Consider the following 24,055-nt stretch of genomic DNA (forward strand, 5'->3'; position numbering starts at 1 on the left):
TCGCTTACGCGACCGGCTGCAGCGACCACCTGCTCAACGTGCGCGCCACCAACATGAGCGCGTTTCCGGACCAGCCGGATCATTTTTCGCGCTGGCTGGAAGCGTGCCCCCTCGACGGGGTCGCCTGGACCCGGTCGACGCCGGCGGGGCTGTTCGCGGCCCGCGGGCTCTACGGGCGATATCTCACCGACCTGCTTCTGACGGCATTGTCCGAACCTGGGCCGGCGCCGCGCCTGATGCTCGAGAACGACGAGGTCGTCGATCTCGTGCCGGCAGAGGACGGATTCGAGCTGACCCTCGCGGCCGGGAGGCGGCGCAGGGTCGCCGGCGCGATCCTGGCCTGCGGCAACCTGCGGGCGCCGCGCGGATCGCGCAGCCGCTACACGGTCGACCCCTGGAACGACGCGCCTCTCGACGACCTGCGGCCGGACCTGCCGCTGCTCATCATCGGAACCGGGTTGACCATGGTCGATGCGGTCGCGGCCCTGCGCCAGCGCGGCTTCGCCGGGATGATCCTGGCGGTCTCGCGCCGCGGATTGCTGCCGCAGGTCCATGCCGCGACCGCGCCTTGGCCTGCACCCGAAATCCCGGCTGCGGCCCGGCGGTCGCTCCTGACGCTGCTGCGGGTCCTCCGCGATGAGACGCGCCGGGCCGCTGCGGCCGGGGTCGATTGGCGCAGCGTGATCGACGCCCTGCGGGGCGCCAGCATCGGTCTCTGGCGCGGCCTGCCGCTCGCCGAGCAGCGCCGCTTCCTGCGCCATGTCCGCGCCTTCTGGGACGTGCATAGGCACCGGATGGCGCCGCCCGCTGCGGAGATCATCGGCCGCGAACTCGCCGGCGGCGGACTGCGCGTGATGCGGGCCCGGGTTGTCGCGGTCGAGGACGTGGCCGGCCATGCCCGGGTCAGCTTGCGCGAACGGGGCGCCGCCGCGCCGCGGATCGTCGAGGTGCAGCGGATCATCGACGCATCCGGGGTCGGACGCGTCGCCGACACCGACGACCTGCTCCTGCGCCGCCTGATGGGGCGCGGGCTGATCCGCCCGGATGCCCTCGGCCTCGGCCTCGCGGTGGCCGACGATCTCGCGGTGCTCGACCAGCGCGGCGAGGCCGGCCGGTCGCTCTGGACGCTGGGGCCCTTGCTGCGGGGAACGCTCTGGGAATGCACGGCGGTGCCCGACATCCGCACCCAGGCGGAGGAGCTGGCGCGGACGGTGGCGTTGCGGCTACAGGATGCAGCGGCCGATACCGCGCGGGAGACGGCCTGACCTCGTCCGCCGAGAGAATCCGTGCCGCCTCAGGGACTTGCCGGGGGCGCACGGAACGCGGGCGATGGTTCCATAACCTACCTTATGCGAATCGAGGGTGGAGGCACCGGATTAACATGTCCCACCTGAGCCAAGGTGGAATGGCACATTCCCCTGTTCCGCGGAACGCGGGATGTCGCCATGGGGTGGGTCCTGATGAGCGAGCGGGAGTTGCGCCGGATCGAGGTGCTGCAGATGGAGCGCTTCAACGCGCGCTTGGCCCGGGTGGCGGTGCGGGTGGACGATCGGCACCGGCCGCTGGGTCTGTCGCAGGAGCATCTCGGCGACGTGCTGGCGTGGCGAGAGCAGCGCCATGCCGGGCGGGATCTGGCGCTGTCGTACGAGCGTCAACGGGTGATCCTGGAGGACAGCGATCTGACGCGGGGCGTCGCGGGACGCTACGGGGACACCTACCAGTTCGCGGACGGGCGCCTGGAGGTGCGCTGGCAGGGCGTGGCGCTGCCCTACCGGATGTTCGACAAGGACCAGCGAGTGACGCAGGCGGCGATCGTGGAGAACAAGCGTCTGTCGGAGGTGCTGGCCTACGTGAAGGATCGGCAGGACGAGTTGCGGCCACCGTGGGTGAAGACCAACAGCGAGAAGGCCGGGTACGTGAAGCGGGGCCGTGCGGCGGTGGCGCGGCCAGCCCGCGGCGGGGCTGCGTCGGCGCAAGCCTCGCCAGCAGCGGGGTGACACGTCTAGTTTGCAGAGGGCTGCGACACTTCAATCCGGTTGCAACAGCCGCGGTGTCGACGCGCTTGCGCGGAACGGCATCGGCGGCATCCTCGCACATCTGACGCGCTCTGCCATTCTCCCCTGCATCGGAGCATCGCACCGGCGAAGCCGCGTGGTCGGGCCACCGTCGGCGATCGCCTCGCACGCCGCAAGGTCGGCGACGCCACGTTTGCCGCTCGCAGAGCAGGCACGCGGCCTCTTGCGTCAGTTCGTCGATTGTTGACAATCGACGATCGACGAGGCCCGCATGACCGCTCGACGCCCAAAACCGACCTCCGACGGCTTCGCCCGCGTGCCGAAGGACACGTTCCGCAGCCGCATCGCCGACAGCCTTCGCAGCGCGATCCTCGGCGGCGACATCGCGCCCGGCACGCAGCTCGTCGAGACGGCGCTCGCCGAGCAGTTCGGCGTGAGCCGCGGCCCCTTGCGCGAGGCCATCCGGCAATTGGTCGAGGAAGGGATTCTGGAGGCGATTCCGTATACGGGAACCTACGTCATCGACATCTCGGTCAAGGACGTGGACGAGATCTACTCGATCCGCCGCAACCTGGAGACCTTCGCCTTCGAGCAGCTATGGGAGCGGCGCGACGAGGATTTCCGGAGCGAGCTGCGCCGGCGGCACGAGGCCCTGACGGCGACGATCGATGCGGGCGACGACAAGGCGAGCCTCCTCGCCGAGCTGAGCTTCCACGGCACGGTCTACGAGGCGACCGGGCATGCCTTCCTGTTGACCGTCTGGCACGGCCTGCGTGGCCGGCTGCAACTCTACTGGGCGGCGCATCACCGCGCCCACGGTCTGCGCGGACCCCGTCGCGACGGCCACGACGCCTATCTGCGCCTCGCCCTCGGCGACGACCTGGAGGCGATGCGCCGCGAGATCGAGAGCCACATGCGCCGGGGCGCCGAGCAGACGAAGGCCTTCCTCGTCGGACGCGAGCGCCTGCCCGAGAGGCGCGCGTGACCGCCTCACCCATGCGACCCATCCTCTGCCCGGCGCGAGACGGCCGAGGCCGGATCGTCCCCGCCCTCGCCCCGCTTACCGATCGACCCCAGGAGAGCCCCATGACCCGTCGCCGCGACTTTCTCGCGCTCGCCCTCGCCTCGGCCGCCAGCGCCGCGGGCTTTCGCCCGGCGGTGGCGCAGGGCGCGACCTCGCTCGATCGCATCAAGCGGAGCGGCCGCTTCCGCATCGGCGTCACGTCGGCCGAGCCGTGGTTCTTCAAGGACCCGATGGCCGGAACCTGGAGCGGCGTCGGCATCGATCTCGGCACCGCGCTCGCGGGCGAACTCGGGGTGACGATGGTGCCGGTGGAGACGAGCTGGGCGAACTGCGTCGCGGCGATCCAGGCCGACCAGATCGATGTCATGTTCGTGCTCGACCCGACGGAGGAGCGCCGCAAGGCGATCGATTTTCCCGACGCCCCGCTCTTCTACTACGCCGCCGGCGCCCTCGTCCGGCCCGACCAGACGGCCACCGCCTGGAGCGACCTCGACAAGCCCGGCACCCGCATCGGCGTGACGCTCGGCACCTCGGTCGACCGCATGGTGACCGAGACCCTGAAGAGCGCCAGCGTCAGCCGCTTCGCCAACAACGACGAGGCGGTGGCCGCCTTCGCGGCCAAGCGCGTCGATGCGGTGGCGCAGTTCCATCCGGCCCTGGTCGTCCAGTACGCCCGGCTCAAGCTCGGCAAGGTGATCCTGATGAAGCCGGTCACCCCCGTCGCCACGAGCGCCGGCATCCGCCGCGACGCCGATCCGGCCTTCAGGACTTGGCTCGGCGAGCGCTTCGCCACCCTCTACGCGGCGGGAAAGCCGCAGGAGTCCTTCGCCTCGTACCTTCGGACCCGCGGCATCGACCCGGCGACCGTTCCGGGCCTCGTGCGGGAGAAGTGGGTCTGACGACCGGCGCCGGGGAGGACGGTCGTGACCTATTCCTGGGACTTCGTGCCCGTCCTGCGCCACCTCGACATGCTGGCGCTCGGGCTCCTCAACACCGTCAAGATCGCGGTCGCGTCGATCGTGCTCGGTTGCGGGCTCGGGCTTCTGCTCGCGCTGATGCGGCTGTCCCCGTCCCGGCTCGTGCGGGCGCCGGCCACGGCCTTCATCGAGTTCTACCGGAACACGCCGCCGATCGTGCACTTCTTCTGGTTCTTCTACGCGCTGCCGGTCCTGGCCGATCTCAGCCTCGATCCCCTTGCGGCGGCGATCCTGGCGCTCGCGACCCAGTCCGGGGCGTTCTACGCCGAGGTGTTCCGCGGCGGCATCGTCTCGATCGAGACGGGCCAGTGGGAGGGAGCGAAGGCGCTCGGCATGACCCGGGCGCAAGTGATGCGCCGGGTGGTCCTGCCGCAGGCGGTCGGCCGCATGGTGCCGCCCTTCGTGGAACGCTCCTTCGAGCTGACGAAGACCACCGCGCTCGCCTCCACCCTCGCCTATGGCGAGCTTCTCTACCAGGCGATGCAGGTCAACAGCCAGACCTTCCGGCCCCTCGAAGTCTACACCGTGGTGGCGCTCCTGTACCTGGTCCTGCTCGTGACGGCGGGCGCGCTGGCGCGCCGGGCCGAGCGGCGCCTGACCGCCTATCGCTGAGGTCTTGGGACATGGAGTACGACTGGGATTTCAGCCTGCTCGTGCAGAACTGGCCCGTGCTGCTGCGCGGCCTCCTCGTCACGGTGCAGCTCTGGGTGCCGGCCATGTCGGCCGGGCTCGCCCTCGGGCTCCTCCTCGGCCTCGCCCGCCTCTCCCGGTCGGGATGGATCGCCGAGCCGGCGCTCGGCGCCGTGGAGCTGTTCCGCGGCACGCCCGTCCTGATCCAGCTGATCTGGTTCTTCTATGCCTTTCCGATCGTCATCGGCGTCCAGCTGTCGCCGTTCGTGGCGGCCCTGCTCGGGCTCACCCTCAACACCGCGGCCTATTGCGCGGAGATCTTCCGGGGCGGGATCCAGTCGGTGCCGAAGGGCCAGTTCGAGGGCGCGCGGGCGCTCGGCATGACCCGCGCCCAGGTGATGCGGCGGGTGATCCTGCCGCAGGTCCTGCGCCGCATGCTGCCGGCCTTCACCAATCGCGCCATCGAGCTGGCGAAGGTCACCTCGCTCGCCTCCGTGCTCTCGGTGCATGAGCTGATGGATCAGGGGCGCCTGTTGAGCGCGACCTACTACCGCCCGCTCGAGATCCTGACGAGTGTGGCGATCGTCTACTTCGTCCTGATCTATCCGGGCAGCGTCCTCTCCGCCCGCCTCGAGCGGCGGATGGCCGCCCGCAGCTGAAAGGCCCTGCCCGCGATGACGAAACTCCCGCTCCAGGCCCAAGGTCCCCTCCTGGAGGTTCAGAACCTCCGCAAGTCGTTCGGGCCGCACGAGGTCTTGCGCGGCATCGACCTCGCGGTGATGTCGGGCGAGCGCGTCGCGATCATCGGCGGCTCGGGGTCGGGCAAGAGCACGCTCCTGCGCTGCCTCAACTTCATGGAGGTCCCGACGCAAGGCCGGATCGCCCTCGACGGGCGCCTGCTCGGCCGACCAGGCCGGGACGGCTCGACCGTCTATCCGGAGGGCGAGCTGTGCGGTGTCCGCCGCCGCGTCGGCATGGTCTTCCAGCAGTTCAACCTCTTCCCGCACATGACGGCCGTCGAGAACGTGATGGAGGCCCTCGTCACGGTGAAGGGCGCGCCCCGGCGCCAGGCCCGCGCCCGGGCCGAGGCCGAGCTCGGCAAGGTCGGCCTCGGCGACAAGCACGACGCCTATCCGAGCCGGCTCTCGGGCGGCCAGCAGCAGCGCGTGGCGATCGCCCGGGCGCTGGCGATGGATCCCGAGATCCTGCTCTTCGACGAACCCACCTCCTCCCTCGATCCCGAACTCGTCGGCGAGGTCTTGCGGGTCATCCGGGGCCTCGCCGAGGAGGGGCGCACCATGCTCCTCGTCACCCACGAGCTCGGCTTCGCCTACCACTTCGCCACGAAGGTCGTCTTCCTGGCCGATGGCCGCTTCTACGAGGTCGGGACCCCCGACGAGGTCCTGAAGCATCCGCGCGGCGAGCGGACCCGCACCTTCCTGGCGCGCCACAGCGAGTTCGCGTTCTGACGCGGCGCTCCCCTCGAGACCAACCAAGGAACCACCCGTGTCCGGCACAGCGACCAGCAGCGCGGCGAGCGCGCAGGGCTACCTCGACGATCCCCGCAACGAGGGCGTGCTCGTCTTCATCAACGGCGAGTTCTTCCCCCGCGACCAGGCCTCGGTCTCGGTCTTCGATGCCGGGTTCGTCCTCGGCGACGGGGTGTGGGAGGGCCTGCGCCTCGTCAACGGCAAGCTGCTGGCCCTCGAGGACCACATGGACCGGCTCTACGAGGGCGCCGGCGCGATCGCCCTCGATATCGGGCTCACCCGCGCGGAGATGGTCGCGGCGATCCGGGCGACGCTAGACCGCAACGGCATGCAGGACGGCGCCCATATCCGCCTGATGGTCACCCGCGGCCGGAAGCGGACGCCGAACCAGGATCCCCGCTTCGCGCTGGGCCAGGCGACGGTGGTCATCATCGCCGAGTACAAGACGCCGCGGCCCGAGGCCAAGGCCGCCGGCCTCACGCTGATGACATCCACCATCCGCTGCAGCACGCCGGACGTGTTCGACCTGCGGCTCAACTCGCACAGTCGCCTGAACTTCATCCAGGCGCTGATCCAGGCGATCCATTGCGGCGCCGACGAGGCGCTGATGCTCGACCCCTCCGGCTTCGTGGCGAGCTGCAATTCCACCAACTTCTTCATCGTCCGCAAGGGCGAGCTGTGGACCTCAACGGGGCGGTGCAGCTTCAAGGGCATTACCCACCGCAAGGTGATGGAGCTGTGGCGCGAGAGCGGCGGCACGGTGCGCGAACTCGACTTCACCCTGGCGGAGACCTACGCCGCCGACGAGGCCTTCGTGACCGGCACGCTGGGCGGCATCACCCCGGTGACCCGGATCGACGGCCGCCGCATCGGCGCCGGCCGGCCCGGCCCCGTCACCGCGGAGGTGAGCCGGCTCTACCAAGCTTATACGCTCCGCTAAGCAGACTTGCGTTGGCTTGCCAACGCCTCTTCCGCTTATCTTGTTTTTGCAGATCGTTGCCGCAAAATCTGCAATTGCCTTTGCGAAATCCGCTTAGGCAGACGTGCGTCGGCAGGCCGCATAGGAACGCTTCGCCCGACGCGGCGGCTACCCTGCCGCAGGTGCCGGTCGCTCAGCCGACCTCCTTTCGCGAAGTCCGCTCAGGATCATCGTCCGGTGCCGCGCCACCCGCGGGCGGGCCGCGTTGCGGCTCCCCGTCGTCCGGCAGGAGGGATCATCGCTGCACTGCTGTCGGAGGCGTCGCATTCCCGGGCCGGCGGCAGACATGGCGGACGCGCCGTCCTACGCCGCCGCAACGTCACCTGGCGGCGTGCAGGATGTCACGTGCGTCCGGCTTTTTATAATAAATATGTCTGCACTTTATTAATGCTGATAGCCTCCCACGCAGGCCTACACTTCAGATTGCATCCGCGACGGCTGGCGCGCTCGCTGCGGAATGCCGGTGATGATTCGTTATCTGCGCCCGATTACAAGATTTAAACGCCCATCCGTCAGGTTTGGCACTGGGGCAACCGGACAACGGAGTGGCGGGATCGAGCCATGGGACGGGCAGTGACGATCATCGCGGTTCTCGCGGTCGGTCCGCCCCCTGGGGCATCCCCAGGGTCGCCCCGCTCGCGCCGCGGACGAACCCTGCGGCGGCATCCCGGTTCGACCGGGAGCCCCTGCTCCGATCTTCGGGCGGAGCAGGGCGTGTCGATCGGTGCGACGTCGTCCTGAGCCCGGCGACAGGATCACGATCGTCGCATCCGTCGGCCATCCGCGGCGCGAGAGCGGCCTCGCCCTCCCCGAAAACCTCGCACGGGATCCCGATGCGCTGGAAGTGCACACCGACCCCGCTCCGCACACATTCCAACCCTCCAACGAGAGTTCATCCATGACCGACCCGACCCAGGCCGCCAACCGGCGCCGGATGCGCCTGCGCGACGCCGCCCTCCTCTCCGCCACGATGCTGGCGACGGGCCTCCTCGCCCCGGCACAGGCCGCACAATTCCGAATCGTGGTGAACCAGGTCGCCGATCCGCTGATGGCCGGCCTGCCGCTGCCCGATTCCGCCCCGGCGATGGGCCTGTGGTCCGGCGTGCAGAGCTGGCCGATCAACGCCATCTCCGTCGCGATGATGCCGAGTGGCCGGATCGTGTCCTACGGAACCGCCTCCGGCAGCCCCGCTGTCCAGGACGGCCGGACCTTCACCTTCTGGGATCCGTCGCAGGGCTTCGACCGGGGGTTCATCACTTATTCCGGCGTCGGCGGCGTCAACAGCTTCTGCAGCGCGCAGGCCCTGCGCCCCGACGGAACGCTGATGACCTCCGGCGGCATCTTCGACAACGGCAACGACAAGGGCAGCCTCGTCGTCAGCAGCACCCCGAACGGCGCGAACGGTGCGTTCGCCGTCGCGGCCAAGCTCGCCAATGACCGTTACTACTCGACCATGCTGACGCTGCCCAACGGCCAGCAACTCATCATGGGCGGCAACTATCCCTATGCTGGTGGCTGGAACGATCCCCAGGGCGCGATCAACCAGGGGTATCTCACCGGGATGACCCCGGAACTCTTCGACGGCACCCAGTGGAAGAGCCTGTTCGGCGCCAAGAGCCGCGATGCGTTCGGGCCCGAGAACAACAGGTGGTGGTATCCCCGCGCCTGGGTCGCCCCGAACGGCAAGGTCTTCGGCATCACCGCCGACAAGATGTGGGTCCTCGACCCCGCCGGTAACGGCTCCGTCACGGCGATGACCTTCAAGGAGCCGCAGCGCAACGCCGCCTCGGCGACCGACGCGCCGAATGTCGGCCCGGTCTCGACCGCGGCGATGTTCGACACCGGCAAGATCCTCCAGGTCGGCGGCAACAGCTACGACAACGGCAACGGCTTCCTGTCGAGCAGCCGCGCCTCGATCATCGACATCACCACCGGCAACCCGGTGGTGACCGACACCAGCCCGATGAGCGTCGGGCGCGCCTGGGCCAACGCCACGGTGCTGCCCACGGGGCAGGTCGCGGTCACCGGCGGCAGCAAGTTCAACGACCGGGCCGGTGGCGACGCCGTGCTGCAATCGGAGATCTGGGATCCGCGCACCGGGCGCTGGTCGGCCGGCGCCTCGGGCTCGGTCTATCGCGGCTACCACTCGACCGCGATCCTGATGCAGAACGGGGCGCTGCTCGTCGCCGGCGGCGGTGCGCCGGGGCCGGTCAGCAACCAGAACGCCGAGGTGTTCTACCCGCCCTACCTGTTCACCACCGTGAACGGCAAGACGGCGATCGCCCCGCGGCCGCAGATCGTCAGCCTCTCCACCGTGCAGCTCCAGCACGGCCAGCCGCTGCAATTCGAGCTGAGCTCGCCGAGCGGCCTGTCGCAGGTGGTGCTGGTGGGCCTGAGCGCGGTGACGCACAGCTTCAACTCGGGCCAGCGCCGCTATGTCGCCGGGTTCAGCCAGAACGGCAATGCCGTGACCGTGCAGGCGCCGCCGTCGACCGGCGTCGCACCGCCCGGCTACTACCAGGTGGTCGCGATCGACCAGAAGGGCGTGCCCTCGCCCGGCGTGATCGTGGCGCTCGGCGCCGGCGTCGCGGCGCCGAGCCAGGTCGCGGCCCCGGCAGTCGCTGCCACGACGGGTGGTCAGGGGGGCGGCGGAAATCCCGGCGGCACTGCCGGCCCTGGCACGACTGCGGCATCGGGGACCGGGACGCAGATCGGCATTGCCGCTGCGCGCGTCTCAATCGGTGCAGACGGCACTCTCGTCATCGTCAACGCCGACAACAACTCTCTCTGGCGCTACGTCAGCAACAACGCCTGGGTCCAAATTCCCGGGATCTACAAGGACATCGCAGTCATCAGCGCCACGCGCATGTACGGCATCGGAGCGGACAACAACATCTACCGCTACGATGGACAGACCTGGACCCGGGTCGGCATCAACGCCAAGTCGATCAGTGCCGCTTCGGATGGGACGATCGCGGTCGTCAATGTCAACAACGATGTCTGGCTGAAGCAGAAGGACGACAACACGGAGGCGTGGACGCAAGTCCCCGGCAAGGCGGCTAAGATCGCGGTCATGAGCCGCAACAGCCTGTGGTCGATCGGCCTCGACAAGAACGTCTACCGGGCCGACCAGAGCGGTGCCTGGGCGTTGGTCGGGCACTCCGCCTCCGACATCGCGGCCTCGCCCGACGGCAGCGTCATGGTCGTCAACTCGGATGTGGGAACGCTGTGGCGCAAGGTCGGCGACAACGCGGTCGAAGCCTGGACGCAGCTGAACACCAACGTCCGGGCGACCGCCGTTACGATCCCCAACGCGCAACGCGCGATCATCGTCGGCGCCGACCGCAACATCTATCGTTTCTAGACTGAGAACTTGGCCCGGCGCCACGCGCCCGGCCGGCCCTGTCGATGCCAGGGATCATCCGGCCCGCGGATCACGACCATCGGTCGTGCTCCCTCACACAGGACATCGGCGTGCCGGAGCGGCGGACCATCCGCGCGGCTGCGGTCGAAGTCCTCACCCGTTCTCCGAAACGCAGGCCCAGCACCATGACATCCGTGATCGTCCCCCGCCCGCCCCGCAGACGCCTGCACGACGCCGCCCTCCTCTCCGCCACGATGCTGGCGACGGGCCTCCTCGCCCCGGCACAGGCCGCACAATTCCGGATCGTGGTGAACCAGGTCGCCGATCCGCTGATGGCCGGCCTGCCGCTGCCCGATTCCGCCCCGGCGATGGGCCTGTGGTCCGGCGTGCAGAGCTGGCCGATCAACGCCATCTCCGTCGCGATGATGCCGAGCGGCCGGATCGTGTCGTACGGAACTCCCGTCGGCAATCCCGGCGTCCAGGACGGCCGGACCTTCACCTTCTGGGATCCGTCCAAGGGCCTTGGTCAGGGCTACACCACCTATACCGGCGTCGGCGGCGTCAACAGCTTCTGCAGCGCGCAGGCCCTGCGCCCCGACGGAACGCTGATGACCTCCGGCGGCATCTTCGACAACGGCAACGACAAGGGCAGCCTCGTCGTCAGCAGCACCCCGAACGGCGCGAACGGTGCGTTCGCCGTCACGGCCCGGCTCGCCAATGACCGTTACTACTCGACCATGCTGACGCTGCCCAACGGCCAGCAGCTCATCATGGGCGGCTCCTACCCCTACCAGGGCAGCTACTCCGATCCCCAGGGCAGCATCGACAAGGGCTTGATGACCGGGATGACCCCGGAGCTCTACGACGGTCAGAAGTGGAACAGCCTGTTCGGCGCCAAGAGCCGCGACGCGTTCGGGCCCGAGAACAACAGGTGGTGGTATCCCCGCGCCTGGGTCGCCCCGAACGGCAAGGTGTTCGGCATCACCGCCGACAAGATGTGGGTCCTCGACCCCGCCGGTAACGGCTCCGTCACGGCGATGACCTTCAAGGAGCCGCAGCGCAACGCCGCCTCGGCGACCGACGCGCCGAATGTCGGCCCGGTCTCGACCGCGGCGATGTTCGACACCGGCAAGATCCTCCAGGTCGGCGGCAACGGCTACGACAACGGCAACGGCTTCCTGTCGAGCAGCCGCGCCTCGATCATCGACATCACCACCGGCAACCCGGTGGTGACCGACACCAGCCCGATGAGCGTCGGGCGCGCCTGGGCCAACGCCACGGTGCTGCCCACGGGGCAGGTCGCGGTCACCGGCGGCAGCAAGTTCAACGACCGGGCCGGCGGCGACGCCGTGCTGCAATCGGAGATCTGGGATCCGCGCACCGGGCGCTGGTCGGCCGGCGCCTCGGGCTCGGTCTATCGCGGCTACCACTCGACCGCGATCCTGATGCAGAACGGCGCCCTCCTCGTCGCCGGCGGCGGCGCGCCGGGGCCGGTCAGCAACCAGAACGCCGAGGTGTTCTACCCGCCCTACCTGTTCACCACCGTGAACGGCAAGACGGCGATCGCCCCGCGGCCGCAGATCGTCAGCCTCTCCACCGTGCAGCTCCAGCACGGCCAGCCGCTGCAATTCGAGCTGAGCTCGCCGAGCGGCCTGTCGCAGGTGGTGCTGGTGGGCCTGAGCGCGGTGACGCACAGCTTCAACTCGGGCCAGCGCCGCATCGTCGCGACCTTCACCCAGTCCGGCAATGCCGTGACGATGCAGGCGCCGCCCTCCGCCGGCATCGCGCCGCCCGGCTACTACCAGGTGGTCGCGATCGACCAGAAGGGCGTGCCCTCCCCGGGTGTGATCGTGGCGCTCGGCGCCGGCGTCGCGGCGCCGAGCCAGGTGACGGCGCCGGCCGTGGCCGTCCAGACGGGCGGCCAGGCGGGCGGCGGGACCGGCGGGTCCACCGGCGGCGGCACGGGTGGCGGCACGAGTGGCGGCACGAGTGGCGGCACGAGTGGCGGCACCGGCGGGACCGGCACGGGCGTCGCCACCGGCGCCGCGGTGAGCCTGCAGGCGAGCAACTATCCGACGAGCTACCTGACCAATCTCGGCGGCACCGCCCGCCTCGTCGTGCCGGCCAATGCGAATGACCGCCAGCAGGCGACGTTCCGGCAGGTGCCGGGACTGGCCGGACAGGGCGTGTCGTTCCAGGCCAGCACCAATGCCAGCCAGTACCTGCGCCACCAGAACTTCCAGATCGTCCAGCAGGCCCATGACGGCGGCGACGTGTTCAAGCGCGGCGCGACCTTCATCCCACGCCCCGGCCTCGCCGGGACCTGCGGCTGCAACACCGGGACCTGCACGTCCTACGAGTCGATCGACTGGCCCGGCTATTACCTGCGCCACCAGAACTTCGGCTTCTACATCGCCAAGCCGGATGGTGGTCAGAGCTACAACCAGGACGCATCATTCTGTCCGGCCACGGGCCTGATTCCCACGGCCTCTGTCCTGAAGGCGGCCCATTCGGGGATGTGCCTGTCGATCGCGTCCGGCGACCGCAGCGACGGCGGCGCCGTCACGCAGCAGGCCTGCAACGGCTCGGCGGAGCAGACCTGGACGAGCACCCCGAGCAACGGCGCCCTCGCCTATGTCAACAAGGCCTCGGGCAAGTGCCTCGACCTCTCGCTGGCGAAGGTGCCGACCTCGGGCTCGCCGATCTATCAGTGGGCCTGCCACGGCGGGACGAACCAGGCCTGGACGTCGAAGCCACAGGGGACCGGCAACGCCCTCACCTCGGTCTACAACACCGGTCTCTGCCTCGACGTCGCGGGAATCTCGTACCAGGCCGGCGCCGCGGTGCAGGCGTGGACCTGCCATGGCGGGGCGAACCAGACCTTCCTGATGCGGTAGGCCCCCAGCCGCGCCGCCGGGCCGGAGCGGGATCCGCTCCGGCCCGGGAAAGTCGTCCGGTGAGGCCGGCGCTCAGCCCTGCTCCCGCGCCCGCCGGGCCTCGTAGGCCTTGAGGTGGGCATAGGCGGTCGCGAGGTGCGGCCACGCCCCCGCCGGATCCGCCCGGCGGCCGCGGGCCAGCAGGTCGCCGACGATGTGGTCGGCCTCGATCCGGGCGCCCCTCTCGATGTCGCGCAGCATCGAGGCGGTGAAGCGGGAGCCTTCCGCCGTCAGGGTGCCGCGGCTGGTCTCCAGGAACCTGTCCCGCGGCGCGTGGCCGGCTCCCGCCGCGATGCCGCGGCACTCGTCGAGCAGGCCGAGCATCACCGCACGCCCGCCGGGTGCCGCCACGATGTCGCCGACCGGGGCCCGCATCAGGCAGGTGCCGCAGGCCAGCGTCGCCAGGAAGACCCACTTCTCCCACATCTCGAGCAGGATCGTCTCGCTCAGGCGAGCCGCGAAGCCCGCCCCCTCCATGATGCCGGCGACGCGGGCGATGCGCTCCGGGCGCGTCCCGTCCCGCTCGCCGAAGGTGAGCGCGTGCAGCTCGCTCATCTGCACGATCTCGCCCTCGGGCGACAGCGTCGCCGCGATGGCGCAGGAGCCGCCGAGCACCCGCTCCGGCCCGAAGCGCGCGTCGAGCGCGTCGAGATGGGCGAGACCGTTGAGGATCGGCAAGACCATCGTGCCGGGTCCGACCGCCGGGGCGACGTCGTCGAGGGCGCTGCCTAGGTCGTAGGCCTTGCAGCTCAGGAGCACGAGGTCGAAGGGTCCGGCGATCGCACCCGCCGTCACGGTGGCGGGCCGCTCGACGCGAAAATCGCCGAGCGGGCTCCTCACCGAGAGGCCACCCTCGGCCAGACGCGCCGCCCGGGCCGGCCTGACCAGGAAGGTCACGTCGCGCCCCGCCGCCGCGAGCCTGGCCCCGAAATACCCGCCGGTCGCGCCGGCTCCCACCACCAGCACCCGCATGCCGTGTCCTCCTACCCGTCCTGCCTCGGTCGAGCTTCGCATTCCCGGCGGTTTCGTCCAAGGTGGCCGGCGGTCCGGGTCTTGGGAGTGTACGGCGCGTGCGGGGTTTGCAGGGGCGGCTGTCCGGGTCGCGGGATCTCGCCGGGCTCTGGGTCCGGCGCGGGCTGTTCGTGATCGGGGGCATCGCGGTCGGGGCCGCGGCGGTGCTGATGGCGGTCCTCGCCGATGCGGCGCAGGCCGGATTCCGGGCCGTGCTCGGGATCTCGCCGCTGGTCGCGCTCGTCCTCACACCCCTGGGCTTCGGAATCGCGGCGCTCCTCGCCCGCACGGTCTTCCCGAACTCGCAAGGCAGCGGCATCCCGCAGGTGATCGCCGCCCGCGACATCGAGGATGCGGGCCTCCGTCATCCGCTGGTCTCCCTGCGGACTGCCGCCGGCAAGATCGTGGTGATGAGCTTAGGACTCCTCTGCGGCGCCTCGACCGGGCGCGAGGGGCCGACGGTGCAGGTCGGCGCCGCCCTGATGGCGGCGGCCGGGCGGCTCGCGCCGGAGCGCCAGCGCGGCCTGCTGCTGGCCGGGGGGGCCGCCGGGGTGGCGGCGGCCTTCAACACGCCGCTCGCCGGCATCGTGTTCGGCATCGAGGAGCTCAGCCGCTCCTACGAGGCCAAGACCTCGAGCCTGATCCTCGGGGCGATCATCGCGGCGGGCCTGACCTCGCTGGCGCTGGTCGGCAACTACACCTATTTCGGCACGACCGCCGACACCCTGCCGCTCCGGGCCTGGGCCGTGGTGCCGCTCTGCGGGCTCCTCGGCGGGCTCGCAGGCGGGCTGTTCAGCCGCATCGTCATCGCGGTCTCCCGCGGGTTGCCCGGCCTCGCGGGGCGGTTCGTCTCAGGCCAGCCGGTGCTGTTCGCGGCCCTCTGCGGCCTCGGCGTCGCCCTGTGCGGGCTCGCCACCGACGGGCACGTCTACGGCACCGGCTACGAGCAGGCGAAGGGGCTGCTGCACGGTCATGCCGACACCCATGCCTGGTTCGGTCCGCTGAAATTCGTCGCCACGACCCTGTCGTCGATCAGCGGCATCCCGGGCGGGCTGTTCGCCCCCTCCCTCGCGGTCGGGGCGGGCCTGGGCGCCGAGATCGCGCGCCTGTTCGCGGACGTGCCGGTCGGGGCCGTGGTGCTGGTCGGGATGGTGGCCTACCTGACCGGCGTGCTGCAGGCGCCGATCACCTCGTTCGTCATCGTGGCGGAGATGACCGAGAACCACGCCCTGGTGATTCCCCTGATGGTCGCGGCGCTCATCGCCGACGCGGCCTCGAAGCTGGTCTGCCCGGAGGGGCTCTACCACGCGCTCGCCGAGCCGATGGTCGTGCGGATCACCGGACGCCGGGCGCATGAGCCGGAGGTGAGCGGTCCGGCGTGAGCAGGTCGGGACGGCGTCGTGAAGCAGCGGCGCGGAACGCGCCGCTTCCCTCGCCACCTCATCGGGTTACCCCGGGCTCTCGCCTTCGGTGAGCCCCGGGACGACGCGGAGCCTGTGAACAGCGTCGGTCCGGTCGAGGAGCCTCGTGCGGACGGTCGGCACGCCCCCGCCGGACGACCTGGATCAGAGCGGCAGGATCCCGAACTCGGTGACGCGGCGGTTATGCTCGGCCCAGAGGCGCAGCATCTTGGCGAACAGGCCCGGCTTGGACGAAGCCGTGGCGGGAGCGATGGGACGGGTCGCGGCGATCGACGGGGAGGAGGCCATGGTTTCGGCTCCGCAGTGGGAGGTGGACTGGAACTCTGTGGTTCCTGTCCGTGACCATGCCTCCGATGTTGCGTCGCAACAATCGTCGATCTCGCAGTTGCGATATGCGCACTTCGCATGCAACCGGCGTCATCATGCCGATTTGCCCGCCAATCATGCACGATATGCCTGACTGGCGGGCGATTGGCGAGGCTTGGAGGCCGCGCCTCAACCGTTGAGGGCGGTTCGGTCGACCTCCGTGGTGATCGTGCCGAGGATCCGGGCGCGGGCGTGTTCCAGGGCCTCGCAGGCCTCGGTCAGGGTGCGCAGGGGGGTGCGGCCCCACTCGGTCATCAGCACGACGCCATCGAGGAGCGGCGCCAGCGCCACGGTGGCGGCCGAGCGGCCGACCGGCGGCAGGTCGACGATCACCACGTCGTAGGCGTCGCAGAGGCTGGTGAGCAGCGCCTCCATGGCGGGCGAGCCGAGCCAGTGCGGCGACGGCAGCGCCTCGTGGGCGAGCGGCAGCACGTCGCAGCCGTCGGCGAGCGCCGTGACGTGCGCACGCCAGGACTCGCTGCGCCATGTCTCGGAGGCCCGGGTGCCGAAGCCGCGCAGATCCGCGACGATCCCCTCGCCCGCCTCGTGCGCGCGCAGCACCGGGTCGGCGGCGTCGGCATCGATCACCAGGGCGCGGGCGCCCGCGGCGGCGTAGAGCCGGGCGAGCTCGATCGCCGCGAGCGCCTTGGTGCGCCCGCAGGTGCGCCCCGCCGCCGTGAGGCCGATGGTCCGCAAGGGCGCGGCGTGGTTCGCCGAGGCGAGGGAGAGCCGGGTCCATTGCAGCCCCTCCGCCAGCCCGGCACAGAGCCGCGCCTCGTCGGTCAGGCCGCGGCGGCGAAGCCCCGGACGCGCATCCGGCCGGGCCGGGATCCAGCCGAGGCAGGCCCGCCCGGTCGCCGCCCGGACCTGGCGCCGGGAGCGGGCGCGCCCGTCGAGGAGCAGGCCCGCGACCCCGACCATCACGAACAGCCCGGCTCCCGCCACCGCGCCGGCCGGCATGGTCAGCCGCAGGCCCGGATTGGAGCGGAAGAGCGGCCGGGTCGCCGCGGTGATGACCCGGGAATCGGCGACCGGGGCGCTCTGGCGCTGCACCGCCTCGGCCAGCACCACCAGCAGGCTCTCATAGACCTTGCGCGAGGTCTCGGCGGCGGATTCCAGTTCCTCCAGCGTGCCGGGCTCGTCGTCGGCCGGGGCCCGGGGGACGATCTGCGTGCCCGCGCTCGCCACCGGCCCGTCGGCCTCGTCGCGCCGGCCGCGCCGGATGCGGTAATTGTGCGTGGCGCGGAATTCCTGCACGGCGCGGATCGCCGTGTTCATCTGGGTCCGGAACCGGTCGACGCGCTCGTTGAGCCAGTCGGTGGCGAAGCGCGAGGCCTCGACGCGGGCCTCCATCTTCTCCCGCAGGAACTGCTCCACCACGGCGTTGACGATGTCGGCCGCCTTCTGCGGATCGCGGGCCGAGAAGGTGATGTCCAGCGCATAGGCGAGGCCGGCGCGGCGCACGTCGAGCCTTGCCGCGAAGGTGTCGAGCAGGCGCCGTTCCGCCTCGAGGCCGCTGTCGACCTCGGCCTCGGCGCGCCCGGTCGCGCCCTTGAAGGCCGCGCGGGCGCTCTCGAACAGGGCAGCCGCGCGGCCTTGCGCCGCCGCGGCCCAGGCCGGGAGCCGGAGCGGCGAGCCGGCGAATTCCGGATCGCCCCGCAGGCCGAGCTTGTCGATCACCATCCGGGCGACCTTCTCGGAGCGCAGGATCGCCACCTGGTTGGCGATCTGGCCGGTATCGATGGCGGTGCGCGCATCGCCGCCGGCTTCGGCGAAGAGCGGCGGCATCTTGGAATCGATCACCAGCTGCGCCCGGGCGGTGTAGACCGGGGTCGAGGCCAGCGCGTAGAGCGCGCCGAGCGCCGCCCCCGCGAGGGCACAGGCGAGGATGCGGGCGCGGCGCCGACGCAGGAACGCGAGGATGTCGCGGACCTCGAGCGTGCGCGTCTCCGGCGGGTCGTCCCGGAGGCGCGGGGCCAGGGACGGGTCGGTCCAGATCGGGTTGTTCAGCAAGATCGCGCTCTCTTCGGCTCGACCGCGGCGGGGGATCCTGGATTCGGCGGCTCCCCCGCGGGCGCTGGTGGCCGCCGCGGGCGGACACCCGGAATCTCTCGACCCCGAGGATCCGCCCGTGACCCTCAGAGATGTACGTCCGGCGCAGCCAGGGCCGGAACGCCGCGGAACGGCGTAGGCTTGGCCCCGGGGCGCCCGGGCGGCGGAGGCGGGATTAAGCCCGATCGGCTCCCCCCTCGCCTTTCGGGGCGGATCGACCGCGTCGGCCCCCTTCCGAAGGAGGAGGCGCATCCCCCGGACGGGTCACGACCGGCCCGCGCCACCCGCCCCGGCCGGTCGAGAGAGGCCCGGACGGGCGCCCCCAAAGCCGGTGCTGCCGGGCGGCTCGGCCGCAGCCTAGGCTCCGGGTCGACGCGCAAAGACGTCTCGCGCGACGACAGACCGGAGCCCGCCCGCATGCCGATCACCGACATCTCCCTCGAGGAGGGCGCCAGCATCACGCATCCGGACCTCGTCGATCTCGCGGGCTGTCGCATCGGCGCCGGCGCCCGGATCGGACCCTTCGTGCAGATCCGGGCGGGCAGCCGCGTCGGCGCGCGCTGCAAGGTCTCCTCGCACAGCGTGCTCGGCCCCTCGGTCGAGCTCGGCGAGGGCGTGTTCGTCGGCCACGGGGTGGTGATCGGCCACGCGGAAGGCGGCACCGTCCCGGCCGACGGCGCGCGGCCGACCCGGATCGGTCCGGGCGCGTCCCTGGGCTCGCGCGCCACGGTGCTGCCCGGCGTCACGATCGGCCGCGGCGCGATGATCGGCGCCGGCGCCGTCGTCGGCGGCGACGTGCCGGATTTCGCCCTGGTGGTCGGCGTGCCCGGCCGGGTCGTGGGCGATGCCCGCGACCGGCGCGGCCTCGAACCTCACGATCCGGCCGGGCGCCTCGACGAGGTGGCGGCCCGCTGACGTCAACCGGCCGCCCGCGCACTCGTCCCGCAGCGCCTTCGAACGGGATCGTTCGACGGTGCCGGCCTATCCCGTCCGACTCTGCGCCGCCGGCACCGAACGCCTCTGCATCGACGCGTCGATGCAGAGGCGCGCCGGCATTCAGTGCGTCGCGGCGGCCGTCGGCATGCCGGTGACCTGCGCCGCGGGCTCCTCGCTGAGCCAGCGATACAGGATGCCGCCGAGAGCCCCGCCGATGACCGGCGCGACCCAGAACAGCCAGAGCTGCGCCACCGCCCAGCCGCCGACGATCAGCGCCGGGCCGGTGCTGCGGGCCGGGTTGACCGACAGGTTGGTGATCGGGATGCCGACGAGGTGGACGAGGGTGAGGCAGAGCCCGATCGCCAGCGGGGCGAAGCCCACCGGCGCCTTGCCGTGGGTCGCCCCCATGATCACGAACAGGAACATCAGGGTCAGCACCACCTCGGCGAGGAAGCACGCGACGAGGGAGTACTGCCCCGGCGAGTGCTCGCCATAGCCGTTGGCGGCGAAGCCCTTGGCGAGGTCGAAGCCCGGTGCGCCGGAGGCGATCACGTAGAGCAGGCCCGCCGCCGCGACGCCGCCGACGAGCTGCGACACGATGTAGGGGACGATATCCCGGCCCGGGAAGCGCCGTCCCGCGGCGAGCCCGATCGTCACCGCCGGGTTGAGGTGGCAGCCGGAGATGTGACCGATCGCGTAGGCCATGGTGACGACGGTGAGGCCGAAGGCGGCCGAGACCCCGAGCAGGCCGATGCCGACCTGCGGGAAGGCCGCCGCGACGACGGCGCTGCCGCAGCCGGCGAAGGTGAGCCAGAAGGTGCCGATCGCCTCGGCGGCGCATTTGCGGATGTCCATGGGAGCGTCTCCTCGTGCGGGATGTCGTCCTTTGCGGGATGGAATCCCGTGCCGGACTTCGGGCCGGCTCGATCAGGCGCGGGGACGTCGGCCGCAGGCATCGGGCCCGGCTGCGACGCCGCGCGTCGCCCGGATCCGTCGGAGGAGAGGCCTTCCCAAACAGGCTCTCGAGCTTTGGTGCTCGTTCGAGCTTTCTATACCGGAGATTTCAATGTAACAAAACCGAAACGCCCCACGCCTGTACTGAAAGGTACTGCGACCGATTGTTCAGAGTGGCACTCGGCTGGTCTCGACGCCGGGCGAGCGGATGCTCCACATGCGAGAGCTGCGATTCGAGGACGATCGAGAGGCCGGGAATCCGACCGACCAGGCCGGCACGGATCGGCATCACGCCGCCCCGTGCAGGGCCGTGTCCAGCCTGTGATGCAGCCTCTCCGGCAGGACCGCCTTCCACGGCTCCTTCGCCGGCGGGCCCGCCATGCCGACGAGAACCGTGACCGCCGCCGCGCATTCGTCGCCATCCAGCTCGGCGAGGAGGGCCTCGACGCCGCGGGAGACGGCGAGGCCCTTCAGGCCGGCGATGCGCGCGAGGTGAGCCGGCCCGAAGACGGGGCGCGGCGGGCGATCGTGGCTCTCCGTCGCGAGCATCGGGACGACCGCGTAGATCTCGTCGAGCCGCAGGTCGACGGCGACCGCGTCGAGCCGGAGGGCGGCGTCCGGCGCCTGGAGGAGTTCGTAGCGCCATCCGGTGCCCTCGCGATGGAACGCCTCGATCCGGCGCTGATCCTGGGCGACGAGGACGAAATGGCGGAGGTCGGGCAGGCTCTGGTATGCGAGCCACTTCCGGCCGCGGTCGTAGCGCTCGGTCGAGGGGGACAGGACCTCCAGGATGACGATTGCGGACGCCACGCCCTTCATGTCCGGATCGGGCACGACACGGCCGCCACACGAGACGAAGACGTCCGGGTAGAACCGCGCCGCGCCGGCCTCGAGCCGCATCGTCTCGCGGAACGACGCGCAAGGGCCATCGGGGGCAAGGCGGTCCGCGATGAGGTTGTCGAGGCGCCGGGTCAGGGCATGATGCGCGGTTGAGCCACCGACCATCATGCGGAAGACCTGGCCGTCGATGTATTCGAGCCGTTCGCCGTCCTCTGCCTGCGCGCAGAGACGGTCATAGCCGTCGAGGTCGATGAACGCGCCGCGCCGCGCCACGGGCATGCCGGGACTCCGGGGATGGGATCAGCGCAAAGGTAGGCGAGGGCCGGGCGGTCTGGAAGGCCCTCCCCGCGGCTCCCTGGCGGGAGGCGCGGCTCAGCGCCGGCCGAACAGCCGCTCCACGTCCGACAGCTTCAATTCGACATAGGTCGGCCGGCCGTGGTTGCACTGGCCGGAGAACGGCGTCGCCTCCATCTCGCGCAAGAGCGCGTTCATCTCCTCCGGCCGCAGGCGGCGGCCGGCGCGGATCGAGCCGTGGCAGCTCATCCGGGACAGGACGGCGTCGAGGCGGCGGGCGAGCGGGTCGGCCCCGCCCTCCACGAGCGCGTCGACCACGTCGGTGAGGAGCCCGCGCAAGGATCCGCCGGCCAGGGCGGACGGCACCTCCCGCACCAGCACCGCCCCGTGGCCGAAGGCTTCGAGCACGAGGCCGAGATCCTGCAAGGACTCCGCGGCACCGGCGAGCCGGTCGGCCTCGACCGGATCGAGCTCGACCACCTCGGGGATCAGCAGGATCTGGCGGGCGATGCCCCCGCCCGCCCGCTCGCGCTTCAACCGCTCGTAGACCAGCCGCTCGTGGGCGGCGTGCTGGTCGACGATGACGATGCCGTCCCGGGTCTGGGCGACGATGTAGGTCTCGTGCAGCTGCGCCCGCGCGGCGCCTAAGGGATGCTGCTCGGCCGGATGGACGGTCGCCTCGGCTGCCCGCACGCGCTGGTCGGCGCTCGGCAGGGCGAGGTCACCCGAGAACTGCGCCTGGTGCCCGTCGCCGAAGCCCCCGGCGGAGGGCGGTCCCTCATAGGCCGCCTGGTCCGGCTCGCGGGCCTCCCAGGGCGCGGAGCCGAGATCGCGGCCGAAGTCGCGCTCGAATTCCTCCGGCCGGCCCGAGCCGGCAGGCTGGGACGGCGCCGTCTCGTCGCGGCGCGCGAACAGGCTCGCGGGCCGGCGTTCCGCGGCGGCAGAGGCCGGCACCGGCGCAAGCGCCGGCACCGGCGCAATCGCCGGCCGCAGGCTCTCCAGGGTGCGGGCCGCCACCGTGCCGGAGCTGCGCCCGCCCTCCCGTCGCAGGGCCTCGTGGATGGCGCTGACGATGAGCCCGCGCACCAGGCCGGGATCGCGGAAGCGCACCTCGGTCTTGGCCGGATGGACGTTGACGTCGACGAGGGCCGGGTCGCAGGTGAGCGCCAGCGCCAGGACCGGGTGGCGGTCGGAAGCCATCACGTCGGCATAGGCGCCCCGCACCGCCGAGAGCAGCAGCCGGTCGCGCACCGGCCGGCCGTTGACGACGAAATGCACGTGGGTGGCCGCGGCCCGGTGGAAGGTCGGCAGGCCGACATGGCCGTCGAGGGCGAAGGCCTCGCGCTCCAGGCTCAAGGGCGCCGAGTTCTGGCCGAATTCCGGTCCCAGCACCGCGACGAGGCGGCGCAGCCACGAGCCCGGCCCGGTCTCGGCCGGCAAGACGAGGCCGGAGGACGAGGAGCCCTCGCCCGCGAGGGTGAAGCGGATCTGCGGGTGGGCGACGGCGAGGCGGCGCAGGATCTCCCCGACCGCCGTCGCCTCGGCCCGGTCGGATTTCAGGAATTTCAGCCGCGCCGGGGTGGCGGCGAACAGGTCCGTCACCTCGATCCGGGTCCCGGGCTGGGCGGAGGCCGGCCGCACCGGGCCCTTGTGGCCGGCATCGACCACGATGCTGTGGCCGCTCTCGGCGCCCGGCACCCGCGAGGTGATGGCGAGCCGCGCCACCGCACCGATCGACGGCAGGGCCTCGCCGCGGAAGCCCAGGGTGTCGATGCGCTCGAGATCGCCGTCCGGCAGCTTCGAGGTGGCGTGGCGCTCGACCGCGAGGGCGAGATCCTCCGCGCTCATGCCGCCGCCGTCGTCGACGACCCGGATCAGCTTGCGCCCGCCGGCCGCGATCGTCACCGCGATGCTGGAGGCCCCCGCATCGACCGCGTTCTCGACCAGCTCCTTGACGGCCGAGGCCGGCCGCTCGACGACCTCGCCGGCGGCGATGCGGTCGACGAGGACCGGGTCGAGGCGGCGGACCGCTGGGCGTCCGGGGGGTGAATGCGACATGCCCCGAATATAAGGTTTCGCCGGGCCCGCCAGAAGGTGCGGGATTCCGCGTTTCCACCGGATGGACGACCGCGATGGCGCAGGACGATGGGGCCCCGATCGACGACGTGATCCTGCGGCCTTGCGCGGAGGCCGACCTTGCCGCGGTGACGGCGATCTACGCCCGCGCGGTCGCCACCGGCCGGGCCTCGTTCGAGCTCGAGCCGCCGGACGAGGCCGAGATGGGCCGGCGCCGGGCGGCTTTGGTCGCGGGCGGCTATCCCTATCTGGTCGCCGAGCGGGCGGGGATGGCCTCGGGCCGCGAGATCGTGGCGTACGCCTATGCGGGCCCCTACCGGACCCGGCCGGCCTATCGGGGCACCGTGGAGAATTCCGTCTATGTGCGGCCGGACCAGGCCGGGCGCGGCCTCGGGCGGCGCCTGCTGGAGGAGCTGATCACGCAGGCGACGGCGTCGGGTTTTCGCCAGATGGTGGCGGTGATCGGGGATTCGCACAACGCCGCCTCGATCGCCCTGCACGCCGCCTGCGGCTTCCGGCCCGTCGGGGTGCTGACGTCCGTCGGCTGGAAGCACGGCACCTGGCTCGACACCGTGCTGATGCAGCGCGCCCTCGGCCCCGGCGATGCGAGCCCGCCGGAGCCGTGAGAGAGGGATCCGTCCGCAGGGACAATCCTGTCCCGGGGCCAGTTACGGGGACTTAACCCTCACT

19 protein-coding genes (1 of these 19 cut by a window edge) are annotated in these 24,055 nt (G+C 71.3%); 13 read left to right on the plus strand and 6 right to left on the minus strand.

Annotation, left to right across the window (positions count from 1 at the left end):
• From DA075_RS14735 to DA075_RS14780, 10 genes are all read left to right on the plus strand, one after another.
• On the plus strand, positions 1-1,265 hold the 3' portion of the coding sequence (locus DA075_RS14735; protein WP_099953865.1) for an FAD/NAD(P)-binding protein. Its footprint begins 136 nt before the window's first position; the window shows 1,265 of its 1,401 coding nt (coding positions 137-1,401); the start codon falls outside the window, past its left edge; its stop codon occupies positions 1,263-1,265.
• Between the two features lie 180 nt (positions 1,266-1,445).
• The gene (locus DA075_RS14740; protein ID WP_099953866.1) at positions 1,446-1,997 is read left to right on the plus strand and encodes a hypothetical protein; all 552 of its coding nucleotides are present in this window, start codon (positions 1,446-1,448) and stop codon (positions 1,995-1,997) included.
• Between the two features lie 289 nt (positions 1,998-2,286).
• Positions 2,287-3,000: a GntR family transcriptional regulator gene (locus DA075_RS14745; protein ID WP_099953867.1), complete on the plus strand. Its 714-nt coding sequence runs from the start codon at positions 2,287-2,289 to the stop codon at positions 2,998-3,000.
• 101 nt (positions 3,001-3,101) lie between these two features.
• Positions 3,102-3,938 (plus strand): transporter substrate-binding domain-containing protein, encoded by an 837-nt coding sequence (locus DA075_RS14750; protein ID WP_099953868.1) that lies wholly within the window; start codon positions 3,102-3,104, stop codon positions 3,936-3,938.
• Positions 3,939-3,962: 24 nt separating this feature from the next.
• On the plus strand, positions 3,963-4,628 hold the full coding sequence (locus tag DA075_RS14755) for an amino acid ABC transporter permease (RefSeq protein WP_099953869.1): 666 nt from the start codon (positions 3,963-3,965) through the stop codon (positions 4,626-4,628).
• An 11-nt stretch (positions 4,629-4,639) separates the two neighbouring features.
• Positions 4,640-5,305, plus strand: coding sequence for an amino acid ABC transporter permease (locus DA075_RS14760; protein ID WP_099953870.1), 666 nt, complete (start codon positions 4,640-4,642; stop codon positions 5,303-5,305).
• Positions 5,306-5,320: 15 nt separating this feature from the next.
• On the plus strand, positions 5,321-6,115 hold the full coding sequence (locus DA075_RS14765) for an amino acid ABC transporter ATP-binding protein (RefSeq protein ID WP_099953871.1): 795 nt from the start codon (positions 5,321-5,323) through the stop codon (positions 6,113-6,115).
• A gap of 37 nt (positions 6,116-6,152) precedes the next feature.
• Complete coding sequence (locus tag DA075_RS14770) at positions 6,153-7,076, plus strand: aminotransferase class IV (RefSeq protein ID WP_099953872.1); 924 nt, start codon at positions 6,153-6,155, stop codon at positions 7,074-7,076.
• A gap of 937 nt (positions 7,077-8,013) precedes the next feature.
• On the plus strand, positions 8,014-10,479 hold the full coding sequence (locus DA075_RS14775) for a tectonin domain-containing protein (RefSeq protein WP_244936578.1): 2,466 nt from the start codon (positions 8,014-8,016) through the stop codon (positions 10,477-10,479).
• Positions 10,480-10,664: 185 nt separating this feature from the next.
• Positions 10,665-13,376 (plus strand): AbfB domain-containing protein, encoded by a 2,712-nt coding sequence (locus DA075_RS14780; protein WP_099953873.1) that lies wholly within the window; start codon positions 10,665-10,667, stop codon positions 13,374-13,376.
• Between the two features lie 72 nt (positions 13,377-13,448).
• On the opposite strand, the gene panE is transcribed toward DA075_RS14780, so the two are convergent.
• On the minus strand, positions 13,449-14,387 hold the full coding sequence (gene panE, locus DA075_RS14785; RefSeq protein WP_099953874.1) for a 2-dehydropantoate 2-reductase: 939 nt from the start codon (positions 14,385-14,387) through the stop codon (positions 13,449-13,451).
• Between the two features lie 98 nt (positions 14,388-14,485).
• Here panE and DA075_RS14790 point away from each other — a divergent pair, with 98 nt between their 5' ends.
• Positions 14,486-15,808 carry a chloride channel protein gene (locus DA075_RS14790; protein ID WP_244936579.1) on the plus strand — a complete coding sequence of 441 codons (1,323 nt, stop codon included), beginning with the start codon at positions 14,486-14,488 and terminating at the stop codon, positions 15,806-15,808.
• A gap of 183 nt (positions 15,809-15,991) precedes the next feature.
• On the opposite strand, the gene DA075_RS36580 is transcribed toward DA075_RS14790, so the two are convergent.
• Positions 15,992-16,135, minus strand: a complete 144-nt coding sequence (locus DA075_RS36580; protein WP_164712328.1) for a hypothetical protein — start codon at positions 16,133-16,135, stop codon at positions 15,992-15,994.
• Between the two features lie 207 nt (positions 16,136-16,342).
• Complete coding sequence (locus DA075_RS14795) at positions 16,343-18,226, minus strand: GumC family protein (protein WP_164712330.1); 1,884 nt, start codon at positions 18,224-18,226, stop codon at positions 16,343-16,345.
• Between the two features lie 456 nt (positions 18,227-18,682).
• On the opposite strand from DA075_RS14795, the gene DA075_RS14800 reads away from it, so the two are divergent.
• Entirely contained in the window at positions 18,683-19,180 is a 498-nt protein-coding gene (locus tag DA075_RS14800; RefSeq protein ID WP_099953876.1) for a DapH/DapD/GlmU-related protein, read from the plus strand.
• Between the two features lie 141 nt (positions 19,181-19,321).
• Here the strand turns inward: DA075_RS14800 and aqpZ are convergent, their stop codons facing one another.
• From aqpZ to mutL, 3 genes are all read right to left on the minus strand, one after another.
• Positions 19,322-20,056 (minus strand): aquaporin Z, encoded by a 735-nt coding sequence (aqpZ, locus tag DA075_RS14805; RefSeq protein ID WP_099953877.1) that lies wholly within the window; start codon positions 20,054-20,056, stop codon positions 19,322-19,324.
• Between the two features lie 387 nt (positions 20,057-20,443).
• The gene (locus DA075_RS14810) at positions 20,444-21,274 is read right to left on the minus strand and encodes a Uma2 family endonuclease (protein ID WP_099953878.1); all 831 of its coding nucleotides are present in this window, start codon (positions 21,272-21,274) and stop codon (positions 20,444-20,446) included.
• A 93-nt stretch (positions 21,275-21,367) separates the two neighbouring features.
• On the minus strand, positions 21,368-23,347 hold the full coding sequence (mutL, locus tag DA075_RS14815) for a DNA mismatch repair endonuclease MutL (protein ID WP_099953879.1): 1,980 nt from the start codon (positions 23,345-23,347) through the stop codon (positions 21,368-21,370).
• A gap of 74 nt (positions 23,348-23,421) precedes the next feature.
• Here mutL and DA075_RS14820 point away from each other — a divergent pair, with 74 nt between their 5' ends.
• The gene (locus DA075_RS14820; RefSeq protein ID WP_099953880.1) at positions 23,422-23,991 is read left to right on the plus strand and encodes a GNAT family N-acetyltransferase; all 570 of its coding nucleotides are present in this window, start codon (positions 23,422-23,424) and stop codon (positions 23,989-23,991) included.
• The last annotated feature ends 64 nt before the right edge of the window (positions 23,992-24,055 follow it).

The sequence above is a fragment of the Methylobacterium currus genome, assembly GCF_003058325.1.
In the GTDB taxonomy this organism is placed as follows: Bacteria; Pseudomonadota; Alphaproteobacteria; order Rhizobiales; family Beijerinckiaceae; genus Methylobacterium; species Methylobacterium currus.